At 43.6% G+C, this 16,719-nt stretch carries 17 protein-coding genes; 2 read left to right on the top strand and 15 right to left on the bottom strand.

Annotated elements, in window-relative coordinates:
* From B3182_RS07010 to B3182_RS07000, 3 genes are all read right to left on the bottom strand, one after another.
* A partial coding sequence (locus tag B3182_RS07010) for a sodium:solute symporter family protein (protein WP_292752090.1) occupies positions 1 to 1,345 on the bottom strand: 1,345 nt, incomplete at its 3' end.
* Complete coding sequence (locus B3182_RS07005; RefSeq protein ID WP_292357390.1) at positions 1,342 to 1,575, bottom strand: hypothetical protein; 234 nt, start codon at positions 1,573 to 1,575, stop codon at positions 1,342 to 1,344. The genes B3182_RS07005 and B3182_RS07010, both read right to left, overlap by 4 nt.
* A 177-nt stretch (positions 1,576 to 1,752) precedes the next feature.
* Positions 1,753 to 2,262: a DUF1097 domain-containing protein gene (locus B3182_RS07000; protein ID WP_292357392.1), complete on the bottom strand. Its 510-nt coding sequence runs from the start codon at positions 2,260 to 2,262 to the stop codon at positions 1,753 to 1,755.
* Between the two features lie 501 nt (positions 2,263 to 2,763).
* Here B3182_RS07000 and B3182_RS06995 point away from each other — a divergent pair.
* Complete coding sequence (locus B3182_RS06995; protein ID WP_292357394.1) at positions 2,764 to 3,459, top strand: type 1 glutamine amidotransferase; 696 nt, start codon at positions 2,764 to 2,766, stop codon at positions 3,457 to 3,459.
* A 34-nt stretch (positions 3,460 to 3,493) separates the two neighbouring features.
* Here the strand turns inward: B3182_RS06995 and B3182_RS06990 are convergent, their stop codons facing one another.
* From B3182_RS06990 to B3182_RS06935, 12 genes are all read right to left on the bottom strand, one after another.
* Positions 3,494 to 3,952 (bottom strand): MOSC domain-containing protein, encoded by a 459-nt coding sequence (locus B3182_RS06990; protein ID WP_292357396.1) that lies wholly within the window; start codon positions 3,950 to 3,952, stop codon positions 3,494 to 3,496.
* 313 nt (positions 3,953 to 4,265) lie between these two features.
* Positions 4,266 to 4,640: a hypothetical protein gene (locus tag B3182_RS06985; RefSeq protein WP_292357398.1), complete on the bottom strand. Its 375-nt coding sequence runs from the start codon at positions 4,638 to 4,640 to the stop codon at positions 4,266 to 4,268.
* 26 nt (positions 4,641 to 4,666) lie between these two features.
* Positions 4,667 to 5,761 (bottom strand): reverse transcriptase family protein, encoded by a 1,095-nt coding sequence (locus tag B3182_RS06980; RefSeq protein WP_292357399.1) that lies wholly within the window; start codon positions 5,759 to 5,761, stop codon positions 4,667 to 4,669.
* Between the two features lie 225 nt (positions 5,762 to 5,986).
* On the bottom strand, positions 5,987 to 6,436 hold the full coding sequence (locus B3182_RS06975) for a host attachment protein (protein WP_292357401.1): 450 nt from the start codon (positions 6,434 to 6,436) through the stop codon (positions 5,987 to 5,989).
* A gap of 32 nt (positions 6,437 to 6,468) precedes the next feature.
* Entirely contained in the window at positions 6,469 to 6,768 is a 300-nt protein-coding gene (locus B3182_RS06970; protein WP_292357403.1) for a chaperone modulator CbpM, read from the bottom strand.
* Between the two features lie 31 nt (positions 6,769 to 6,799).
* A complete protein-coding gene (locus B3182_RS06965; protein WP_292357405.1) occupies positions 6,800 to 7,231 on the bottom strand; it encodes an Hsp20/alpha crystallin family protein in 432 nt (143 codons plus the stop codon).
* Between the two features lie 28 nt (positions 7,232 to 7,259).
* A complete protein-coding gene (locus B3182_RS06960; protein ID WP_292357407.1) occupies positions 7,260 to 7,454 on the bottom strand; it encodes a DUF2934 domain-containing protein in 195 nt (64 codons plus the stop codon).
* A 236-nt stretch (positions 7,455 to 7,690) separates the two neighbouring features.
* Positions 7,691 to 9,025 (bottom strand): sigma-54 dependent transcriptional regulator, encoded by a 1,335-nt coding sequence (locus B3182_RS06955; RefSeq protein ID WP_292357408.1) that lies wholly within the window; start codon positions 9,023 to 9,025, stop codon positions 7,691 to 7,693.
* Positions 9,026 to 9,759: 734 nt separating this feature from the next.
* On the bottom strand, positions 9,760 to 11,130 hold the full coding sequence (locus B3182_RS06950; protein WP_292357410.1) for an NAD(P)-binding domain-containing protein: 1,371 nt from the start codon (positions 11,128 to 11,130) through the stop codon (positions 9,760 to 9,762).
* Positions 11,131 to 11,280: 150 nt separating this feature from the next.
* A complete protein-coding gene (locus tag B3182_RS06945) occupies positions 11,281 to 12,060 on the bottom strand; it encodes a PAS domain-containing protein (protein WP_292357413.1) in 780 nt (259 codons plus the stop codon).
* Between the two features lies 1 nt (position 12,061).
* Positions 12,062 to 12,736 carry a response regulator gene (locus tag B3182_RS06940; protein WP_292357415.1) on the bottom strand — a complete coding sequence of 225 codons (675 nt, stop codon included), beginning with the start codon at positions 12,734 to 12,736 and terminating at the stop codon, positions 12,062 to 12,064.
* Positions 12,733 to 13,914, bottom strand: coding sequence for a sensor histidine kinase (locus B3182_RS06935; protein ID WP_292357417.1), 1,182 nt, complete (start codon positions 13,912 to 13,914; stop codon positions 12,733 to 12,735). The genes B3182_RS06940 and B3182_RS06935 overlap by 4 nt, the downstream gene beginning before the upstream one ends.
* A 360-nt stretch (positions 13,915 to 14,274) precedes the next feature.
* Here B3182_RS06935 and B3182_RS06930 point away from each other — a divergent pair, with 360 nt between their 5' ends.
* Positions 14,275 to 16,599: a DUF1989 domain-containing protein gene (locus B3182_RS06930; RefSeq protein ID WP_292357419.1), complete on the top strand. Its 2,325-nt coding sequence runs from the start codon at positions 14,275 to 14,277 to the stop codon at positions 16,597 to 16,599.
* The last annotated feature ends 120 nt before the right edge of the window (positions 16,600 to 16,719 follow it).

Below are 16,719 nucleotides of genomic sequence, written 5' to 3'. Positions count from 1 at the left end.
ACACGCCGGGTGTCCAGCCATAAGTGATGATAAATGCTGGCTCAAAGATGGTTAAGCCAAATGATACTGCCATCCCCGCCAAAAACCCATTCACTGCACCGATTTTATTGGCACGCTTCCAATACAGCCCAAGTAACACCACCGGAGATAAAACAATCATGCCCTGGTAAGTCATCAACGCCAGAAACACTAATTGCCCTTCTCGTATATAAGCCCCAATCAATGCACCGATACTCATAAAAACTACTGACCAACGGGCAATTTGCAAGGCAGTTTTCTCACTGATATCACGTTTAATGACCTGTGCCAGATCACCTGAAATTGCGGTAGACATAGCATTAAGGATACTGCTCACCGTCCCCAGACTTGCCGCCATTACCAGCACCGCAAAGAACCCCAACGGCCATGCACCTGCCTGACTATGGATCCAGAACATTGCTTCCTGAGGATTTTGTTGAGCAAATGGGAGTGGATGTAATGCCATTGCCAGCAGAAACAGTAAACCGAATGACAGAATACCCAGCGTCGGCGCAAATAACACCGATTGTTTGATGGTACGAATACTGTCTGCAGCAAATAACTTGTTATAGACCCATGGCCACATAAAGCCGCCCAGACCACTGGTAATGACGATTGCCATCCAGTAATTTGGTGACATATCCCAGCCGGGACCGGGAAAGGTTAATGCTTCGGGGCTTTGTTCCAATATGCGTTGCATAGCGCCTTCAATACCGCCAAGCTGGGTATAAATAACCCATAACAGAATGGCTGATCCCGCAATCAGCATATACAGACCCTGAATAATATTGGCAGTGATAACTGAACGCATGCCACCGAGTGCGACATAAAACACCACCACAAATATGCCGATGATCATGCCCAGTAACGGGCTTATAAATCCATCAGTCGCATAATTAAAAACCGAACCAATGGTGTACCACTCCATTAATAACCACGGTACTGATAACGCTACACCGGCAAAACCTGTTAATACCCGGATTGCATCGCTTCGATAACGTAACCCCAGCAGTTCTGACTGGGTACGGATATTATATTTCTTGCCCCAGATAAAGGATTTTTCAGCGACCAGATACATCACCAGCATGGTGATAATGCCATAAGGAATAACGTACATACCGATCATGCCAAAACTGACGGCAAACCCTGAAAACACGGTATACCCGGCACCGACATACCAGGTAGCAAGAAAGCCTAAGGTAATACCCAACACCCCAATACTATGACTTGCTGTTGCATAATCATTCAGGGTTTTCACGCCCATCTGACGACGGTTTATCCATAGGATAAGTCCCAGAAAACCCGCCAGCATCAACATTGGAATCATTTTGATGCCTCCGACTCTACTTCAATATCCAGATCACCACTACGACTCTCAACCAGATACCAGCAAGCCAGAAAAAAGGCGCCTAATAACGCCATGGCAATCTGCCAGAGAAAGGCAAACGGTAAACCGATAAAACTGGGTTCAACACGATTAGCCCAGGTAAAGAAAATGGGAAATGTGGCCAGTACAATAGTGGATAAAATTAATAGTAGAAAAATGGCTGAACGCATAAAAGTCCAAATCTATTTTATTAAAATGGGTGCGATGAGCATGTCAACAAATTCATCGCAATTCAATATCCATGATTAACGGAGTATTCATAACTCAGGGCCGGCACAACTGAAATATCTTTCAGTTATACCGGCCCTGAAATGGTTATAAAAAAACCGCTTAAATGCGGTTCAATATTAAGATTTCTTTTCGATTGCAGCAGCCAGTTTGGCAGATAACAAACCAAAAACCGCACCAAGAATCGTGGAAAGAATGATGATCAATACAGGATTAGTCATATCCATAGTTATGGCACTTCCAGCATTTGCTGTTTGTAAACCAAATGCGGCAGTTGCGGCATAACCATAAACATTGGCTGGTACCACCGATAACAAATCAAATCTTGCCACAATAACCAGGAAAAATACGGTTACACCGACATAAATAGCGGTTCCCAAAACACCTGGTAAACCCAGCGGGTTGGTAGTCGCTAACAATAAAGCAATGCCAGCAATCACCGCACCATAGCTCATGCCCACAATGGTTTTCTGTAAGGCCGGCATATCAGCACCGGTATGGAAAAAACATGCCCAGGCAATAAAACCTGCCCAGACTAAAACAAAACCAGCTAATGGACCTAAAGCCAGGTACGCCCAAATAGCTCCTAATACAGCAATACTTATAGATAATGCAGTTAACTTTGACATACGTTCTCTCCGTTGATTTTTATTAAATTAACAACCCGTTCCTCGACAAATTTTATTTATAACTTTTTTAACTATAGGGTTGCCGGAGTGATAGTAATCCTATATATGATCAACTGTAAACCAGTTCGCACCACAATTGTGCGCAAAGTGAACAAAAATGGGGCATCAGATATTTTTATCGTTTAATCAGTAGCTTAATGTGACGCAACATTTGATTGAAACCGTCATGGTTATAGCTAATATCGTTAGCAACCGTAGTTGAATATAGAGTTTGATGATAAAGATTGGATTTAAATCATTTGATCTTTCAAGCCCACTAATGCTGAAGTATATTTTTTTCCAACAAGGCACACATGAAAGATTTACAAGCCCCAAGACTATGCTTTTCTATTGGTATTCGCTATCGTTCACATACTGCTCGTAACGCCGCGATCCGCAGTTTATTTTTTATCAGCTAGCAATTTCTGCTGTCTGATTTTCAGTTAGATTTTGGAGTTGCGAATGCAGAAAGTCGCTATCTTTCAGCATGCTGATGGCGAATGGATTGGTTCCATGCGGCATTGGTTTGCAGATAAACCGTTTCAATTGACTACTTATCGGTTGGATCAGCATGTTCAATTGCCTGCAGTCACCGAGTTTGACTGGTTAATCATTATGGGTGGGCCTATGAGCTCTTATGATGAAACCAACTATCCCTGGCTGATTGGTGAAAAACAACTTATCCGTGAAGCGATTGACGCAGAAAAGACTGTGCTGGGGATTTGTCTCGGCTGTCAGTTAATTGCATCAGCCATGGGGGCCAAAGTATATCCAAATGCTCAACAGGAGATCGGTTGGTTTTCCGTCAATAAAATCGATCCCGAAATAACATGGATGCCTGATGATTTAACCCCACTTAGCTGGCATGGGGATTGTGTGGAGTTACCTGAAAATACCCGTTGTTTTGCCGATAGCAGGATTACTCCCTGTCAGGGTTTCTATTTTGGCAAGCGGATTTGGGCGCTACAGTTTCATCTGGAAGTTGAGACTGGCACGATTGAAGCCTTTCTGGCATTGGAAAAGCATCCCTTGCCCGAAACCGAGTTTGTACAAAAGGAAGTGGAGTTAATGGATAACATCGATCAGCTAAAACGAAGCAGACAAGCAATGTTTGCTTTATTGGATGTTTTACATCGGGAATCTGATACCAATAGATAAAGCTTTTGTGGTGGAGTAGCTTGGATAAAACTGGCTACTTCACGACAGGTTCAATCTGCATTCCCACACTGATTTGACCATCTGACAGAACATCGGCACGCAGTCCGGCTTTATGCGTAAATGCTTTGACGATAGCTTTTTTGCTTATGCTATCGTTTTCCAGTAATGCGCCCAAGGTAGAGCACGGTTCACAAAGTTCTACGCCCTTGAAACTGACATCGCCAATCCGAAAAACCTGTCCAACTAAATCGTTAAGACGGACGCCTTCGGTAATTACATTCCGCCGGGTATCAGACAGACTAATCTGCTGCGAAAAACGCTGATTAAACGCACTGATTTCTTCTTGTTCGATAAAGGTGATGTTCTGCCCCGGCCATTGGCTTTTGTCAAAATTACGGTCGCCTTTAATACCTTTACCTGAAACCAGATCAATTTCCGGGACTTGTCGTTGCCCACCCAGATTTTCGCTTGCTGTAAAAATTGCTTTTATCATTTCGAAATTGCTTTACCTCCATTATTAGCGAATCAAAAAAGGAGCATGCTTTCAGGCACACTCCTTATTTCAGGACGGGTCAATGAAACATTACTTCAACTGGGTAGCAAAGTGTTTATAAAACTCCCTTTGAATCAAGTAAACTCTGCTAAAAACTTATACAGCATAAACGCCTTCCCGCAATAGACCCAAAGTCTTCCAGCAACATTTTTTTGTTCACATTAAATACCATAATACATTTATCAAAATACAACTAAATCGATCAATCAGCGCTGTTAATTATCACGATCAATCTTTATCAGTTAGTTCTTAGTCATCTCCAGAACTGCCACCATTTCTTGTTATTTTCACGTGACTGTTGTCCTTGCTGTGCTCCCTGACCCAACTCATTCTGTGTCTGTTGGTTTTTCATTTCACGCTGTTGATTCATACCCTGGTTTTCGTCCTGATGTTCGCGAAGTCTTTCACGATCCTGTTCTTTCATTTGCTCCTGTTGTTTGTTCCCCTGCTGTCCGCCCTCTTGTGTTTCATTGCGCATTTGTTCTTGTTGTCTTTCTTGCTCTCTAATTTGCTCAGACTGCTCATTCCTTTGCTGGTCTTTACTCGCTCCTTTTCCGGTTTCGCTCATACCTTGCAAAGGCCAAATAATCAAACTTGTCACTAAAATGCTGATATATAGTTTTTCCATTTTGCTTCTCCTATGGGTTATCGGGTTTACACCAGCCTGTAAACATCCGCTAATTGATGTCGGTAGTTTTGTGCAAGTGACGGATCAATATCATGGACATAGGACAATACCCCGTCTAAATGCGCTTTGAATCCATCAGTGGATAGAAAACCACGCTTTTGTGCGTGTTTCTGAAGACCAACATCAGAGTGGTTTAGATAGAAAATATGTTGACGAATATGGTTTCTAACCGATTTTTGTAGTCGAGGCTCTTCACCGTCGACTAATAGTCCGAGAACAATTTTTCTGGCGCCTGGCGTAATGATCTTGGTTTTAGTCATATTCGGTGACTGACCATATGTTCGCATCAAGCGAAAAACTCGGTGAATAAAGGCCTTGGCCAGTTCTCGTGAAAAGCTCGTGAGTGGCGTTGAAAAACTGAGATCATCAGCGTATCGACTGTAAGTTAATTGTTCTTCCGCGGCGAGATTCATGATCTTCCGGTCAAACGCCACCATGGCGAGATTAGATAATGCCGGACTAGTTGGTGCGCCTTGAGGCAAGTGGCCCATTCGCTGACCTTGATATTGACTGATAATAGTGGAGTTTCCCTCAATCTCCCATCTATGCCGATGCCGAAAAGCGGTCAGACTACCCAGCCGGGTACACAATCTTGCAAGTTCAAATGCTATCAACGGCTGGTAACCCAGACTGTAGAAAACCCGATAAACATCAATCTCGGAAATAGCACCAAAAAAATTATATAAATCGAGCTTTATTAACCAGCGGCAGCCACAGTGAACGCTAGCAGCATCGCGAATAGACTTTCCCTTCTGAAAAGCATAACTTACCGGACTTGGCTGGGCCTGAGAAAGGATATGCCGATATATCCATTGTTGCACTTTGAGCAAACTTTCATCAGGTATGGCAATGATACGAAAGCCGCCTGATTTTTTCCTTATCCGGAATACTTTGTATGGTTCTGGTGACTGCCGGGTAATAATTTTCCTGAGATCGCGATAGCTGGTCTCAGTGAGGTCTGCAAGATGCTTTAGACTCTTAATAGGCGGCAAACAATTACTCGAAGCAGATATTTCCTGCGAATCGTGAGTGAAAAATAACTGAGAGTGCTTTCGACCCATCTACTCAGACCCGAAAGGGGTAGGTGTCGTGACAAGCCAAGGAGGTAACGCCGCAGGTGCAGGCGCGACACGCTTAGCCACAAGCAAAGGCTTGCCCGAGAAGCTGAAGTAATCTCCGCCCCCACTTTTTTCAACAGAAAAAAGCGTAGTTAGTAAACTAACATGCACTAGATAAGTCATCCGGCACTCCCAGTTAATCCGTGAGAAGCCATGTGAATAATGTGTTTATCCATTAAGGAACTCGCTCTGGAAATACCCATGAAGATGTGCTTGGATTTCTTGTTTTTCCATCGCAACGAGATCTCTGGGTTTTTCCAGGATGATGTGTTTTTTTATGTTGGCTGGCATTAATTTGCGTAATTCACCTAAAAAATCAGGCGCGGCAAGAATCACAAGATTACCGAGACTCTGTGTCTCATATAGATCGCGCAAGAATCGGATAACGAGTGATGCAAATGCTACCTCATCATGATGTTTATGCGTTTCTGCTGTCTGATAATTGTGACTACCCCCTCCGCGAGACATAATTCTGCCTGGTGTATCAGAAGTCAGTTCCTGCTCTAACAAATGTCCGGTAGGATTTTTTATGTGTTTGATTTCAGACAGTGTCGCATGTCGATTTTCAGCGCTGAACACTTTAGCTTCTGAAGCGTCCGCCACTAATACAGTCATCATTTTCATATTTCTCCTATAAAAATGCTCTTCTATCAATCGATCTGCAATCGCTCACGCAAACTATTTATTTCATCCAGTAACTCTATAGCTAGAGCAGCACCAGCCATATTCAATTCCAGATCACGACATAAGCGCATTGCAATATGGACTTTCCTAACACAATCAGTCTCATATAAAGCCTCATGATCGAGTATGGTCATAGCTGATGGTGTAATCACCCCATAATCGAGCATTTCTGTCAGTTTTTTTTGTGGCAGTCCACAACGGTTGCATATCTGTTTGAACGACAGCAAATGACTAATAGACTGATACACATCGATATCTGACTGCAATTAACGCTAGCCTCTTAATGTCACTTCTCTGCTACTTTTCAACCTTGATCTCCAAAGGTTTTGCTTGAGCCTTTGCTTTTTTAGGTACAGTCAGTTCAAGAACACCATCTGTTGTTTTGGCTTTTATCTTTTCCAGATTGGCAGCTTCAGGCAATGTAAAGCGACGCATAAAACTGCCACTAAACCGTTCAATGCGTTTGTAATTATTCGACTGCTCACGTTTCTCAGATTCTCTTTCACCTTTGATAGTCAGAACATCATTTTCAACCGTGACTTTGATGTCTTCAGACTTTACGCCGGGTAAATCTGCTTTGATGACGAACTTGTCCTCTTCATCTGTAATATCTACAGCCGGAGACCATTCTTCGCTATCAAAGTTGGCTATCGCTGAACTGGGAAAGAAATTACTCAGTTCACGCTGTAAATCATTGATTAAACTTAAGGGTTTGTATTGGCCAATCATCTCAGTATCCTCTGCTTGTTAAAGTTTATTACTCAATTGACTGGTTGATAGTTCGCTCGGCTTCTAGCCAGTCGTCCAGCTCACGCTCACCATCAAAATTACGTTTCTCAGCAATGTAATAGGCTGCTTCTTCAATCATTTTATGATGCGTTGTAGTAAATGCTTGGTTGCTGTCTGGTAATTGAGCCGAGGCATTTTTACTTTTTGTTTGTGTCTTTGCCATAGACTTTCTCCAGCATTGTGAAAACAACTTTTCTTAGAATAAGGCAAACAACATGCCTGTTTTTTATGTTATTGATAAGTATTATTTTTTTTCGAGCAAGCAGGAGAGTTAAGATAATGTCTGTCGAATAAATGAGTCATTTTGATGATGGAATATCTGAAGAAATAAGGTAAATGTACCTTCAAGCAAAGTGTCTACAAATGTAGACAGCTGATGAATTTTTTATACATCCTCAATTAATGACCAAGGCCATGTTTGTTCATAAGCCGATATAGCATTGCTCTGGAAATACCGAGATGATTAGAGGCTTTACTCACATTGCCTTCATCCCTTTCCAAAGCGTCAATAATCGCCCGTCTTTCGGTTTCTTCTTTTATAGCCTTAAGTCTTTGTGTTCGTGGTTTGGTGTCGGTTAATTCAATGCCTAAATCATCGCTTTGAAGTTCTTCACCATCGCACATAATGACGGCTCTTTGTATTCGATTCATCATTTCACGGATATTGCCATGCCAAGCATAGCTTTTCATCATCGCAAGGCAATCTGATGAGAAACCACTGAACTGCTTATGATGTTCTGCTGAGAATTTATTCAGAAAATAATAAGCCAATAATTCGATGTCCTGCTGGCGATCTCTAAGGGGGGGTATTTTGATTTCAAGCACATTCAGCCGATAAAAAAGATCCGCACGAAATCGTTCTCGATACATCGCTCTATCCAGATCAACATTTGTAGCGGCAATTACCCGAACGCGGACTTTTACTGTATCAACACTGCCCACCCGTTGAATGGTTCCCTCTTGCAGAAAACGCAGGAGGTTTGCTTGTTGTTCAAAAGCCAGCTCCCCGATTTCATCAAGCAGTAACGTGCCGTTGTCAGCGGCTTCAATGAAACCTTTTTTTTGCTGATTAGCACCGGTGAAGGCTCCCTTCTCATAACCAAATAACTCTGCCTGAATCAGGCTATTGGCGATACCACCGCAATTTACTGCGATAAAAGGTCCTGATAAATCTGACATTTCATGCAGAGCTCTGGCAACGAGCTCTTTGCCTGTTCCGGTTTCACCCGTAATCAATACGGTGCAGTCTACGCTTGAGGCTTTTTTAATAGCTTGTTTTAAATCATTGATTAGCCGGCTATGGCCCAGAAGAACTCTGTCAAAAATAAGATTGTCTGGGTGATCACAGGCCGAAGACATTATTTTGGCCTGCTCCAGCATGTTTGATAGCTGCATCTGTGTCAGGGGAAACAGATGATAATCATCAAAATAATTGCGCAGAAGCGATTTTATGGAAAGCTGTTCCAATAACGCCGAGGGTACCAAAGCCAACCACTTGATTTTTGATGCGGTAATAAAAGCTTTTAATCGGTCTAGGTTATCCAGCTGAGGATCATACTCACTGAAATCGACCAAGCCGATGGAGCCAGTGTGAAAAGATACTGGAGAATCCGCATGACTATTAAGGTCAAAAGTTACCACATGCCATTTAAGGTGTTTTAAATACGTGATGATAGGTTCAGACTCCTTTCTAAACCTAATAAAAATTAATGGCTTAAAAAATTTGTTTTTCATTCCTCCCCCCCTACTACTCGATAACACAGAGCAAGAAGCAGCGTGTTTCAAATGAAAGGACGAAACAGACTCAAATTAATTATAAGAGCAAATTTATTATTTGCTAATGATCTACTTGCATTAATACAGCAACGATCTGAAGTTCACGATGAACTTAGCTGCAGTTTTATTATTTCACTGGGAATACAGACTTATATTGATATAGATCAAAAGAAATGTAATAGCTGAAACAATTTATAATTCAGTCAATTATCAATAATATTTAATACGCATTTTTGATATTCACTTGGCATATGCACGATAAGCATAAAATCGTTTAACTAAAACGATTAATGAATCGAAGAAGATAAATAATAAAAACACCAAGCTTATTGATAAAAGCACCCGTATCTCAGGAAGAATCATTTCTAATTCAACGAGTAGATAGATAATCGATTGTACTGCAGAAAACCTTGAAGGGCTGGAACTAGTTTCCGCCCTTCTGCCATGAAAATGACTCGTATAGAACAACTAAACTGCCCGATTTTTTTGCCTTTATGGACAAAAAACAGCCCCCAGCAGGGGGCGAGGAAAAAACAACAGGTATTAATATTCCATCCAGTTTTTATGATTGGATTATCTTAGAGCTTAGTCCAACCATCAAATCGATCACAAATAGCTCACCATTTTATCGATCATATTAGTTAACAAACTTATCCTATCCAATTGAATTAAAATAAAAAAGTTTATTAGGCTTAGGCTTCTTTAGCTATTCGTATTTCACTTTTATCAGACAAATAGGCTTCTAGCGAGTCATCCAAAGCCTCCAACCAAGGGGTGTGATGAGGTGGCGACATAGTGCCGGTCATTAGCGACCGATACGAGTGATCACGGAAGGTCATAATGTTTTTCTTCTTATGATATTTCCATTCCAGGAAAGTCTGATTGACGGCTGGAATATCAAATGAAGGATAGTCCGTGGCATCAATTAATTCCTGGATGTAATCGCCCTGATAGGTATACATTTCTTCAGCCGTTTCCAGCGTCAGCTCTTTCTCCCGCCACATCATACTGTGCGCCTTCATGTCAGCTTTTGACGGTAATGCAATACGCCCCATGATAATGTCTCGAACATACCAGGCCTGCGCATCAAACATATTGAATGAGTACCATTGATCCTGCATGCCAAGATAGAAAAACTTCGGATTATCCTCCCAGACCACGCCTTTATAGAGATTCAGCGGCCACAAACGATTGTTGGTCTTTAAGCGTAAATCATCGGAGAGGAATGGGAAGTAATGTAAATAGCCGGTACATAAAATAATCGCATCAATTTTTTTCGAACTGCCATCGATAAAATAGGCCGTATCGGTATCAACTCTGACCAGATTAGGCTTTTCATCCCAGTTTTCCGGCCATTTATAGCCCATGGGTGCCGTTCTATAACAGCTAATCAGACTGCGGGCACCGTATTTGTAACATTGCGAACCGATATCCTCCGCAGAATAACTGCTGCCCACCAGCAAAATATCTTTGTCTTTAAATTCCAACGCATCACGGAAGTCATGGGCGTGCAGAATACGTCCACCAAATTTATCAAAGCCTTCAAAGGTGGGGACTTTTGGCGTAGAGAAATGGCCAGTAGCACAGACCACGTAATCAAATTCTTCAGCGTAAACCGTATCTGTGCTGTGATCCTGAACTGTGACGGTGAATTTTTGACTGGCATCATCGTAGGTTACATTGCGAACAGCGGTGTTAAAACGGATATATTTACGTACACCGGCCTTTTCTACCCGGCCTTTAATGTAATCAAACAACACTTCGCGCGGTGGATAAGAGGCAATCGGTTTACCGAAATGTTCTTCAAAAGTGTAATCGGCAAATTCCAGACATTCCTTGGGACCATTAGACCAAAGGTAACGGTACATACTGCCATGTACCGGTTCACCATTTTCATCCAGGCCGGTGCGCCATGTGTAATTCCACAAACCGCCCCAATCACTTTGTTTTTCAAAGCAGACTATTTCTGGAATTTCAGCCCCTTTTGACTGGGCGGATTGAAATGCTCTAAGTTGTGCAAGGCCACTGGGTCCAGCGCCAAGTACCGCTACTCGAGTTGACATAGGTTCACTCCATCAAAGTTATTTATAAACATGAGGCTGCGTTTAATGCAGCTGTCAGCGTAAAAGTAACTTGCTATGGCGTGATGAAAAATCCTCTTCTATGGGTATCCCAAACAGGGTAAGTGGTTAATTAAGTGGAAAAATACCTATTTATTCAGCTATCTGAAAAATAATTCCCTCAACACCAAGTACCATTCCACTCTCGGAATACAACCCCCTCCCCTTATCAAGAACTACAATTTCATTTCCATTTGCCTGGGTCAGACGGTATTGGATAGTAAACGTGTTTTGGTTTTCCAGAGCGATCTGCACCTGCTCCCAGACATAGCCTGCATCTGCTGCATGAATCATCGCCCCCAGTGACACCTGTGGTTGATTCAACATAGTTTGGGCACTGTAACCGGTTACATATTCACAGCCTTCACTGACATATTCCATCGACCAGCTGATATTGTTTCGCGCTCGATACAACATGGCCGGTAAACGATCCACAAGACTTTGCAAACTCCGGTAGCTGGCATGACGCACCTGCTCATTACGAACCTGGGGGGTAATATCACAAAGTGTGGCCGACAATGGATAGAGTTTATTTTTTTCCACTGACTGTAAGCGCATTTCACACCAGCGCAGTTCGCCACTGGCACTTATCAGGCGAAACCAGATAACTTCTTTTGCTTCACAACGCATGTTCTGCAACAACTGTATCCAGTTAGAAATATCCTCTGGATGGAGAAAGTCAGTAAACACCTTGCCTTGGGTTTGCTCTATGCTGATACCGGTAATATCCTGCCAACACTGATTAATCATTATTATCTGATGCTGTTCATCGAGCATCATGACGACATCACTGAGACTATTTAGCAGCTGGGTCAATTGTGATGCTGTGGGGGCGGAGTTAACGATTTTATTTGGCCATTTAAGTAGGGTCATTTCAGCCTTCCCGGTCCGGCAAATCAGCCGAGTGATTATTGTGAGCCCATGCCGCCAATTCCAGTCGCGAGTGCAGATTCAATTTACGCAACAGGTTTTTGACATACACTTTGACCGTGCCATCGCTAATCCCTAACTCGCGGGCAATCAATTTATTGTTCAACCCCCTGGATATATGAAATAGCGTTTCACGTTCCCGTTCTGTCATCTGGGTAAACGCCGCATTCGATTGGTTGCCGGTTTCCGTTTTATGTTCGCGAAGATGTGATGCAAGAGATGTGACGGCTCCGGCGTTGATCACCACATTGCCTTTTACCGCTGATATCAGTTGGGAGAGGATTTCATCCGGCGGTGTATCTTTTTGCAGAAAACCGTTAGCCCCGGAACGCAACGCCTCAAGTAAAACTTCCTGATCATTGCAGGCGGTGATAATAATGATTTTGAGTTGCTCATCATGGTTGCGAAGCTGTTTGAGCACGTCTAGTCCCGACTGCTCTGGCATCTGTAAGTCGAGTAACAGAATATCCGGATAGGTATTGCTTAAATTGTTTAATAACGACCTGGCAGAATCATATTCAGCAATCACTGTCAGTTCATCACTGTCATTTAGCAGCTCCACTACCCCACGACGAAACAGTGGATGATCATCTACCACGACCACGGATATAGGCTTCATACTTTATCTCCAATATCCATATCCAGTTGCACCAATGTGCCACCATCATGCCGTTGCGATATTTGCAGTTTTGCGCCCACCCGCTCGGCACGCTCATGCATTATTTGCAAACCAAAACTGTCACTACGCGCTGCTGCGAAATCAATGCCTGTGCCGTTATCTTCGACCTGGATATGCAGTTTCCTGGGGTCTTTCAATATCAGTCTGACCCGGGCATGGCTTGCATGAGAATGCCGTACGATATTGCTGAGACTTTCACGAATAATGTAAAGGATCTGAATAGACTGTTTCGGTGGCAACAGATTCGCTGGCAACCGGTTATCCAATTCAAATACAATTGCTGACTGCTGTTCAAATTCTCTTACCGAATTGGTCACGCCCTGGGACAGACTCTCACTTTGCATGGTCAGTCGCGAGGCAGTGATCAGTTCACGAGTCTGATGATAGGCACATTGGGTATAGGCAGCCAAATCCTCAGTAATCGGCTTCAGCTCGGCAAACTCTGTTTTGAGACATAACTTATCAAGCTTGGCACTTTTAAGTTTCAGGTAACCCAGCACCTGGGCCAGTGAATCATGCAGCTCTGCAGCATAAATCGCCCGTTCTGCAGCCAACGCCTGTTTAACCTTGCTCTCACGTTGAAACCAGGCTTGTAAACCCTTGGCAATAATCTGCTCCATTAACACCATTTCCCATTTGAGTTTTTTTTCATTCGGCAATGCCTGACTGAAAACCATCAAAAGCCAAATGGTCTGATTATCATGCTCAAAAAGACGGCTTGGAACACATGTAACTGAAGTTCCGTTTATCTGCAGATGAATATAACCATTTTCTTCTGGCCTTCTGATAGTGAAATGCTGATGCAGACTCTGAATCAATTTTTGTGATGGCGCTTGTTCCATCGAATGATGCAAAAATGATTCTGACGTTAATGGGTTGCTGAATAAGACCAGTAGATCGCCCTGCTCAGCAGGAATGAATTGCTCATCTATCAATCCCTGTAACGAAGAGAGTACCTTGGGCAGAATTTCATTAATATCGTTGGCGGTTGCCAGTTTAAAAGCCAGATCATTCAAGTCCAGAGGAGGTTTGGGTTTATTTTTATGTTTTACAAACTGTAATTGCTGACTCAACCATTCTTGTATCGTTGGCCAGTTTTTCCGTTTGATATTGAGCATGACTCCATTGTCCTTCGGCTGAGGTCTTTTTTATCTCTACCGGCAGCTTTGGGCCAGTAAAAGACAAATAGCCACGAATACCATTTATCAGTGTAAAGCGTCATCACGCGAGGTTTTCCTTGCTGGAGACAGCAGTTTTTATGCCATCTAAAGTCAATTCAAGCCGGGGTAACCCCAATGAGGTATGCCATCAGGAGAATTGCTGCAATCTTGTTGAAGATAAATAGTGTGTTAGTAACAAGCAGCCATTTTTTTGGGAAAAGCAACTTCCTTTTATGCACTTTAATGTTGCGAAAAACTGAAAAAATGCACCAGATAAGCTCATATTTATCGCAGATTTTTCGTAATTGGGAATAACAGATGTTAGAACTGCAACAACAACAATGGGGGAAAGATTATTTTTTCACTTCCCCCTCAGAAAAGGTTATCAAACACTATCGATTAGCGGGGCATCAAGCGATAAAACTCTCGCTGATGGCTGGCGATAAACTGGCAATATCCAGCCAGGATAAAGCGCAGAACAGTGAACTTATCGTATTGAATTCCAATGGCAAATCGGCGCCAGAGCTCCTGGATAACCGCCCCCCTGTTCCAGCAGTGACTATCAAACAACAGCTTGAGCAGACAGGGGCAGCTGCAGAACAATTACGTGGTCAATTGGCAAACTGGCAAATTGATTCGAGCCATCTTGAGCAGGTTCTATCTATCTCAGGGTCAGAGACGGCAAATTTAACAGCACTCAACGAGCTTAACGTCATCATCGTCGCGGCGGGTGCAAAAATGACGGTGGTTCAACAGTCACCGGTGACAGAGATTGATATAAAAGTCACCTACGCCGAACCCAACAACGATTCATTGCCGGAGCCTTTAGGCCCGATTAAATCCGAGTTGCGAATCCCTCTCGCCTCAGCAAAAACCTATGAAGTCCAGAAAGGCGAATGGATCCAGATTATCGATGTTCATGGTAAGCAATGCTCCGACTTTGTCGCCTTTGATAAACAAGCCTTGGAACAGGGCATTGAAGTTGGTCTTGATGCGACCGCAACCCGGACGGTGATGGGCTTGAGTAATCCGGTTCCCGGTCTGCACTCACGTTTTCTGGGAACCGATCTGTTATCGATGGTGGAAGTGGTACAGGATACCGTCGGTCGTCATGACAGTTTCCTGTTAGCCTGCACGCCAAAATACTACGACGACAACGGTTATTTTGGGCATATCAGCTGCACCGAGAATTTTAACCGGGTACTGGCACCGTTTGGCATCGCTCCACGTGCTGGCTGGCCAGCGATCAACTTATTCTTTAACACGGCGATTGATGATTCAGGTGCTGTCTTTATGGATGAACCCTGGTCGCGTGCTGGCGATTATGTATTGTTTCGCGCCGATCGGGATCTTATCTGTGCCTCATCGGCCTGTCCGGATGATATTGATCCGGCCAATGGCTGGCAGCCCACCGATATTCATGTGCGTATTTATGGCGCCGAACAGAATTTTCCCCGCGCCATTGCCCATCGAACCACTTCTGAGGAGTTACCTCGCATGACCAAAGCATCCGGTTTTCATAACCGAACTTCTGAACTGACCAAAAAATTTATCGACTATGCCGGCTATTGGGTCGCCAATGAATACGATGGTTGGGGAGCCAATGCAGAATACCTGGCCTGTCGTGAACGAGTAGCGGTGCTGGATTTATCAGCATTACGTAAATTCGAAGTGGTCGGCCCGGACGCCGTGGCCTTTTTACAATATGTATTAACCCAGAATGTCAGCCGCATGGCGATTGGCGAAATTGCTCACTCAGCAATATGTCTGGAAACCGGCGGCATGATTGATGACGGTACTATTTTCCGGATGGGTGAACAAGCCTATCGCTGGATATGCGGCGCGGAATATACCGGTGTCTGGATGCGGGAAAAAGCTGAGCAAAAAGGTTTTAAAGTCAGTATTCGCAATGCAACTGAACAACTGGATAATCTGGCAGTACAAGGGCCGAAAAGCCGCGAATTACTAAGCAAAATAGTCTGGACTTCGGACAGCCAACCAAGTGTGGAAAAACTCAAATGGTTTCACTTCACCATTGGTCGTCTTAGTGGACCGTCCGGCATTCCGGTGATGATTTCACGAACCGGTTATACCGGTGAGCTAGGGTATGAAGTCTGGTGCCATCCGGATGATTCACCGGCCGTATGGGATGCTGTCTGGCAAGCCGGTCAGGCTTATGATATTGCGCCTATGGGTTTTGATGCGCTGGATATATTGCGTATAGAAGCTGGTTTAAGTATGGCTGATCATGAATTTACCCATGAAATCACACCATTTGAAGCCGGCACCGGATTCAGTGTGCCACTCGATAATAAACAAGAAGACTTTATTGGCCGTGACGCACTGGCCCGTCAAGCTCCTGCAAGTCGTCACAAACTAATGGGCATGCTGCTTGAAGGAGGCGATCCTGCGGCACATGGAGATCACGTATATAACGGCCGATTCCCGGTAGGCATTGTGACCAGTGCGACGTATTCGCCGTTAATGGGTAAGCAGCTTGCCATGGTTAGAGTCGCTCCCGACTTTGCACATATTGGTAAGCGACTTGAAGTCGGAAAACTGGATGGCCAGCAGAAGCGACTTGCTGGTGAACTGGTTAAATTACCGTTTTATGATCCCAAACGTGAGAAGCTGCTTTCCTGAGAAGGTTGCTCAAGGAGGCAGCAGTATGCTGTCTCCATTCACCTTTATGTCTGTTCTTATTAATTAGCTGCATGAACAATTGAATTTAAACAATAGCTAAAACTGCCCTGCCCAACTTAC

It is taken from the genome of Methylophaga sp. UBA4204, assembly GCF_002379485.1.
Taxonomy (GTDB): domain Bacteria; phylum Pseudomonadota; class Gammaproteobacteria; order Nitrosococcales; family Methylophagaceae; genus Methylophaga.
The sequence above is the reverse complement of the archived record's forward strand: the minus strand, read 5'-3'. Positions and strand labels throughout refer to the sequence as shown.

Excerpts from the sequence above, each read along its gene's own strand:
- B3182_RS07000 (WP_292357392.1), bottom strand. The coding sequence starts at position 2,262 with ATGTCAAAGTTAACTGCATTATCTATAAGTATTGCTGTATTAGGAGCT.
- B3182_RS06930 (WP_292357419.1), top strand. The coding sequence starts at position 14,275 with ATGTTAGAACTGCAACAACAACAATGGGGGAAAGATTATTTTTTCACT.
- B3182_RS06955 (WP_292357408.1), bottom strand. The coding sequence starts at position 9,025 with ATGAAAAACAAATTTTTTAAGCCATTAATTTTTATTAGGTTTAGAAAG.
- B3182_RS06945 (WP_292357413.1), bottom strand. The coding sequence starts at position 12,060 with ATGACCCTACTTAAATGGCCAAATAAAATCGTTAACTCCGCCCCCACA.
- B3182_RS06975 (WP_292357401.1), bottom strand. The coding sequence starts at position 6,436 with ATGATGACTGTATTAGTGGCGGACGCTTCAGAAGCTAAAGTGTTCAGC.
- B3182_RS06940 (WP_292357415.1), bottom strand. The coding sequence starts at position 12,736 with ATGAAGCCTATATCCGTGGTCGTGGTAGATGATCATCCACTGTTTCGT.
- B3182_RS07005 (WP_292357390.1), bottom strand. The coding sequence starts at position 1,575 with ATGCGTTCAGCCATTTTTCTACTATTAATTTTATCCACTATTGTACTG.
- B3182_RS06960 (WP_292357407.1), bottom strand. The coding sequence starts at position 7,454 with ATGGCAAAGACACAAACAAAAAGTAAAAATGCCTCGGCTCAATTACCA.
- B3182_RS06950 (WP_292357410.1), bottom strand. The coding sequence starts at position 11,130 with ATGTCAACTCGAGTAGCGGTACTTGGCGCTGGACCCAGTGGCCTTGCA.
- B3182_RS06980 (WP_292357399.1), bottom strand. The coding sequence starts at position 5,761 with ATGGGTCGAAAGCACTCTCAGTTATTTTTCACTCACGATTCGCAGGAA.
- B3182_RS06965 (WP_292357405.1), bottom strand. The coding sequence starts at position 7,231 with ATGATTGGCCAATACAAACCCTTAAGTTTAATCAATGATTTACAGCGT.
- B3182_RS06935 (WP_292357417.1), bottom strand. The coding sequence starts at position 13,914 with ATGCTCAATATCAAACGGAAAAACTGGCCAACGATACAAGAATGGTTG.
- B3182_RS06990 (WP_292357396.1), bottom strand. The coding sequence starts at position 3,952 with ATGATAAAAGCAATTTTTACAGCAAGCGAAAATCTGGGTGGGCAACGA.
- B3182_RS06985 (WP_292357398.1), bottom strand. The coding sequence starts at position 4,640 with ATGGAAAAACTATATATCAGCATTTTAGTGACAAGTTTGATTATTTGG.
- B3182_RS06995 (WP_292357394.1), top strand. The coding sequence starts at position 2,764 with ATGCAGAAAGTCGCTATCTTTCAGCATGCTGATGGCGAATGGATTGGT.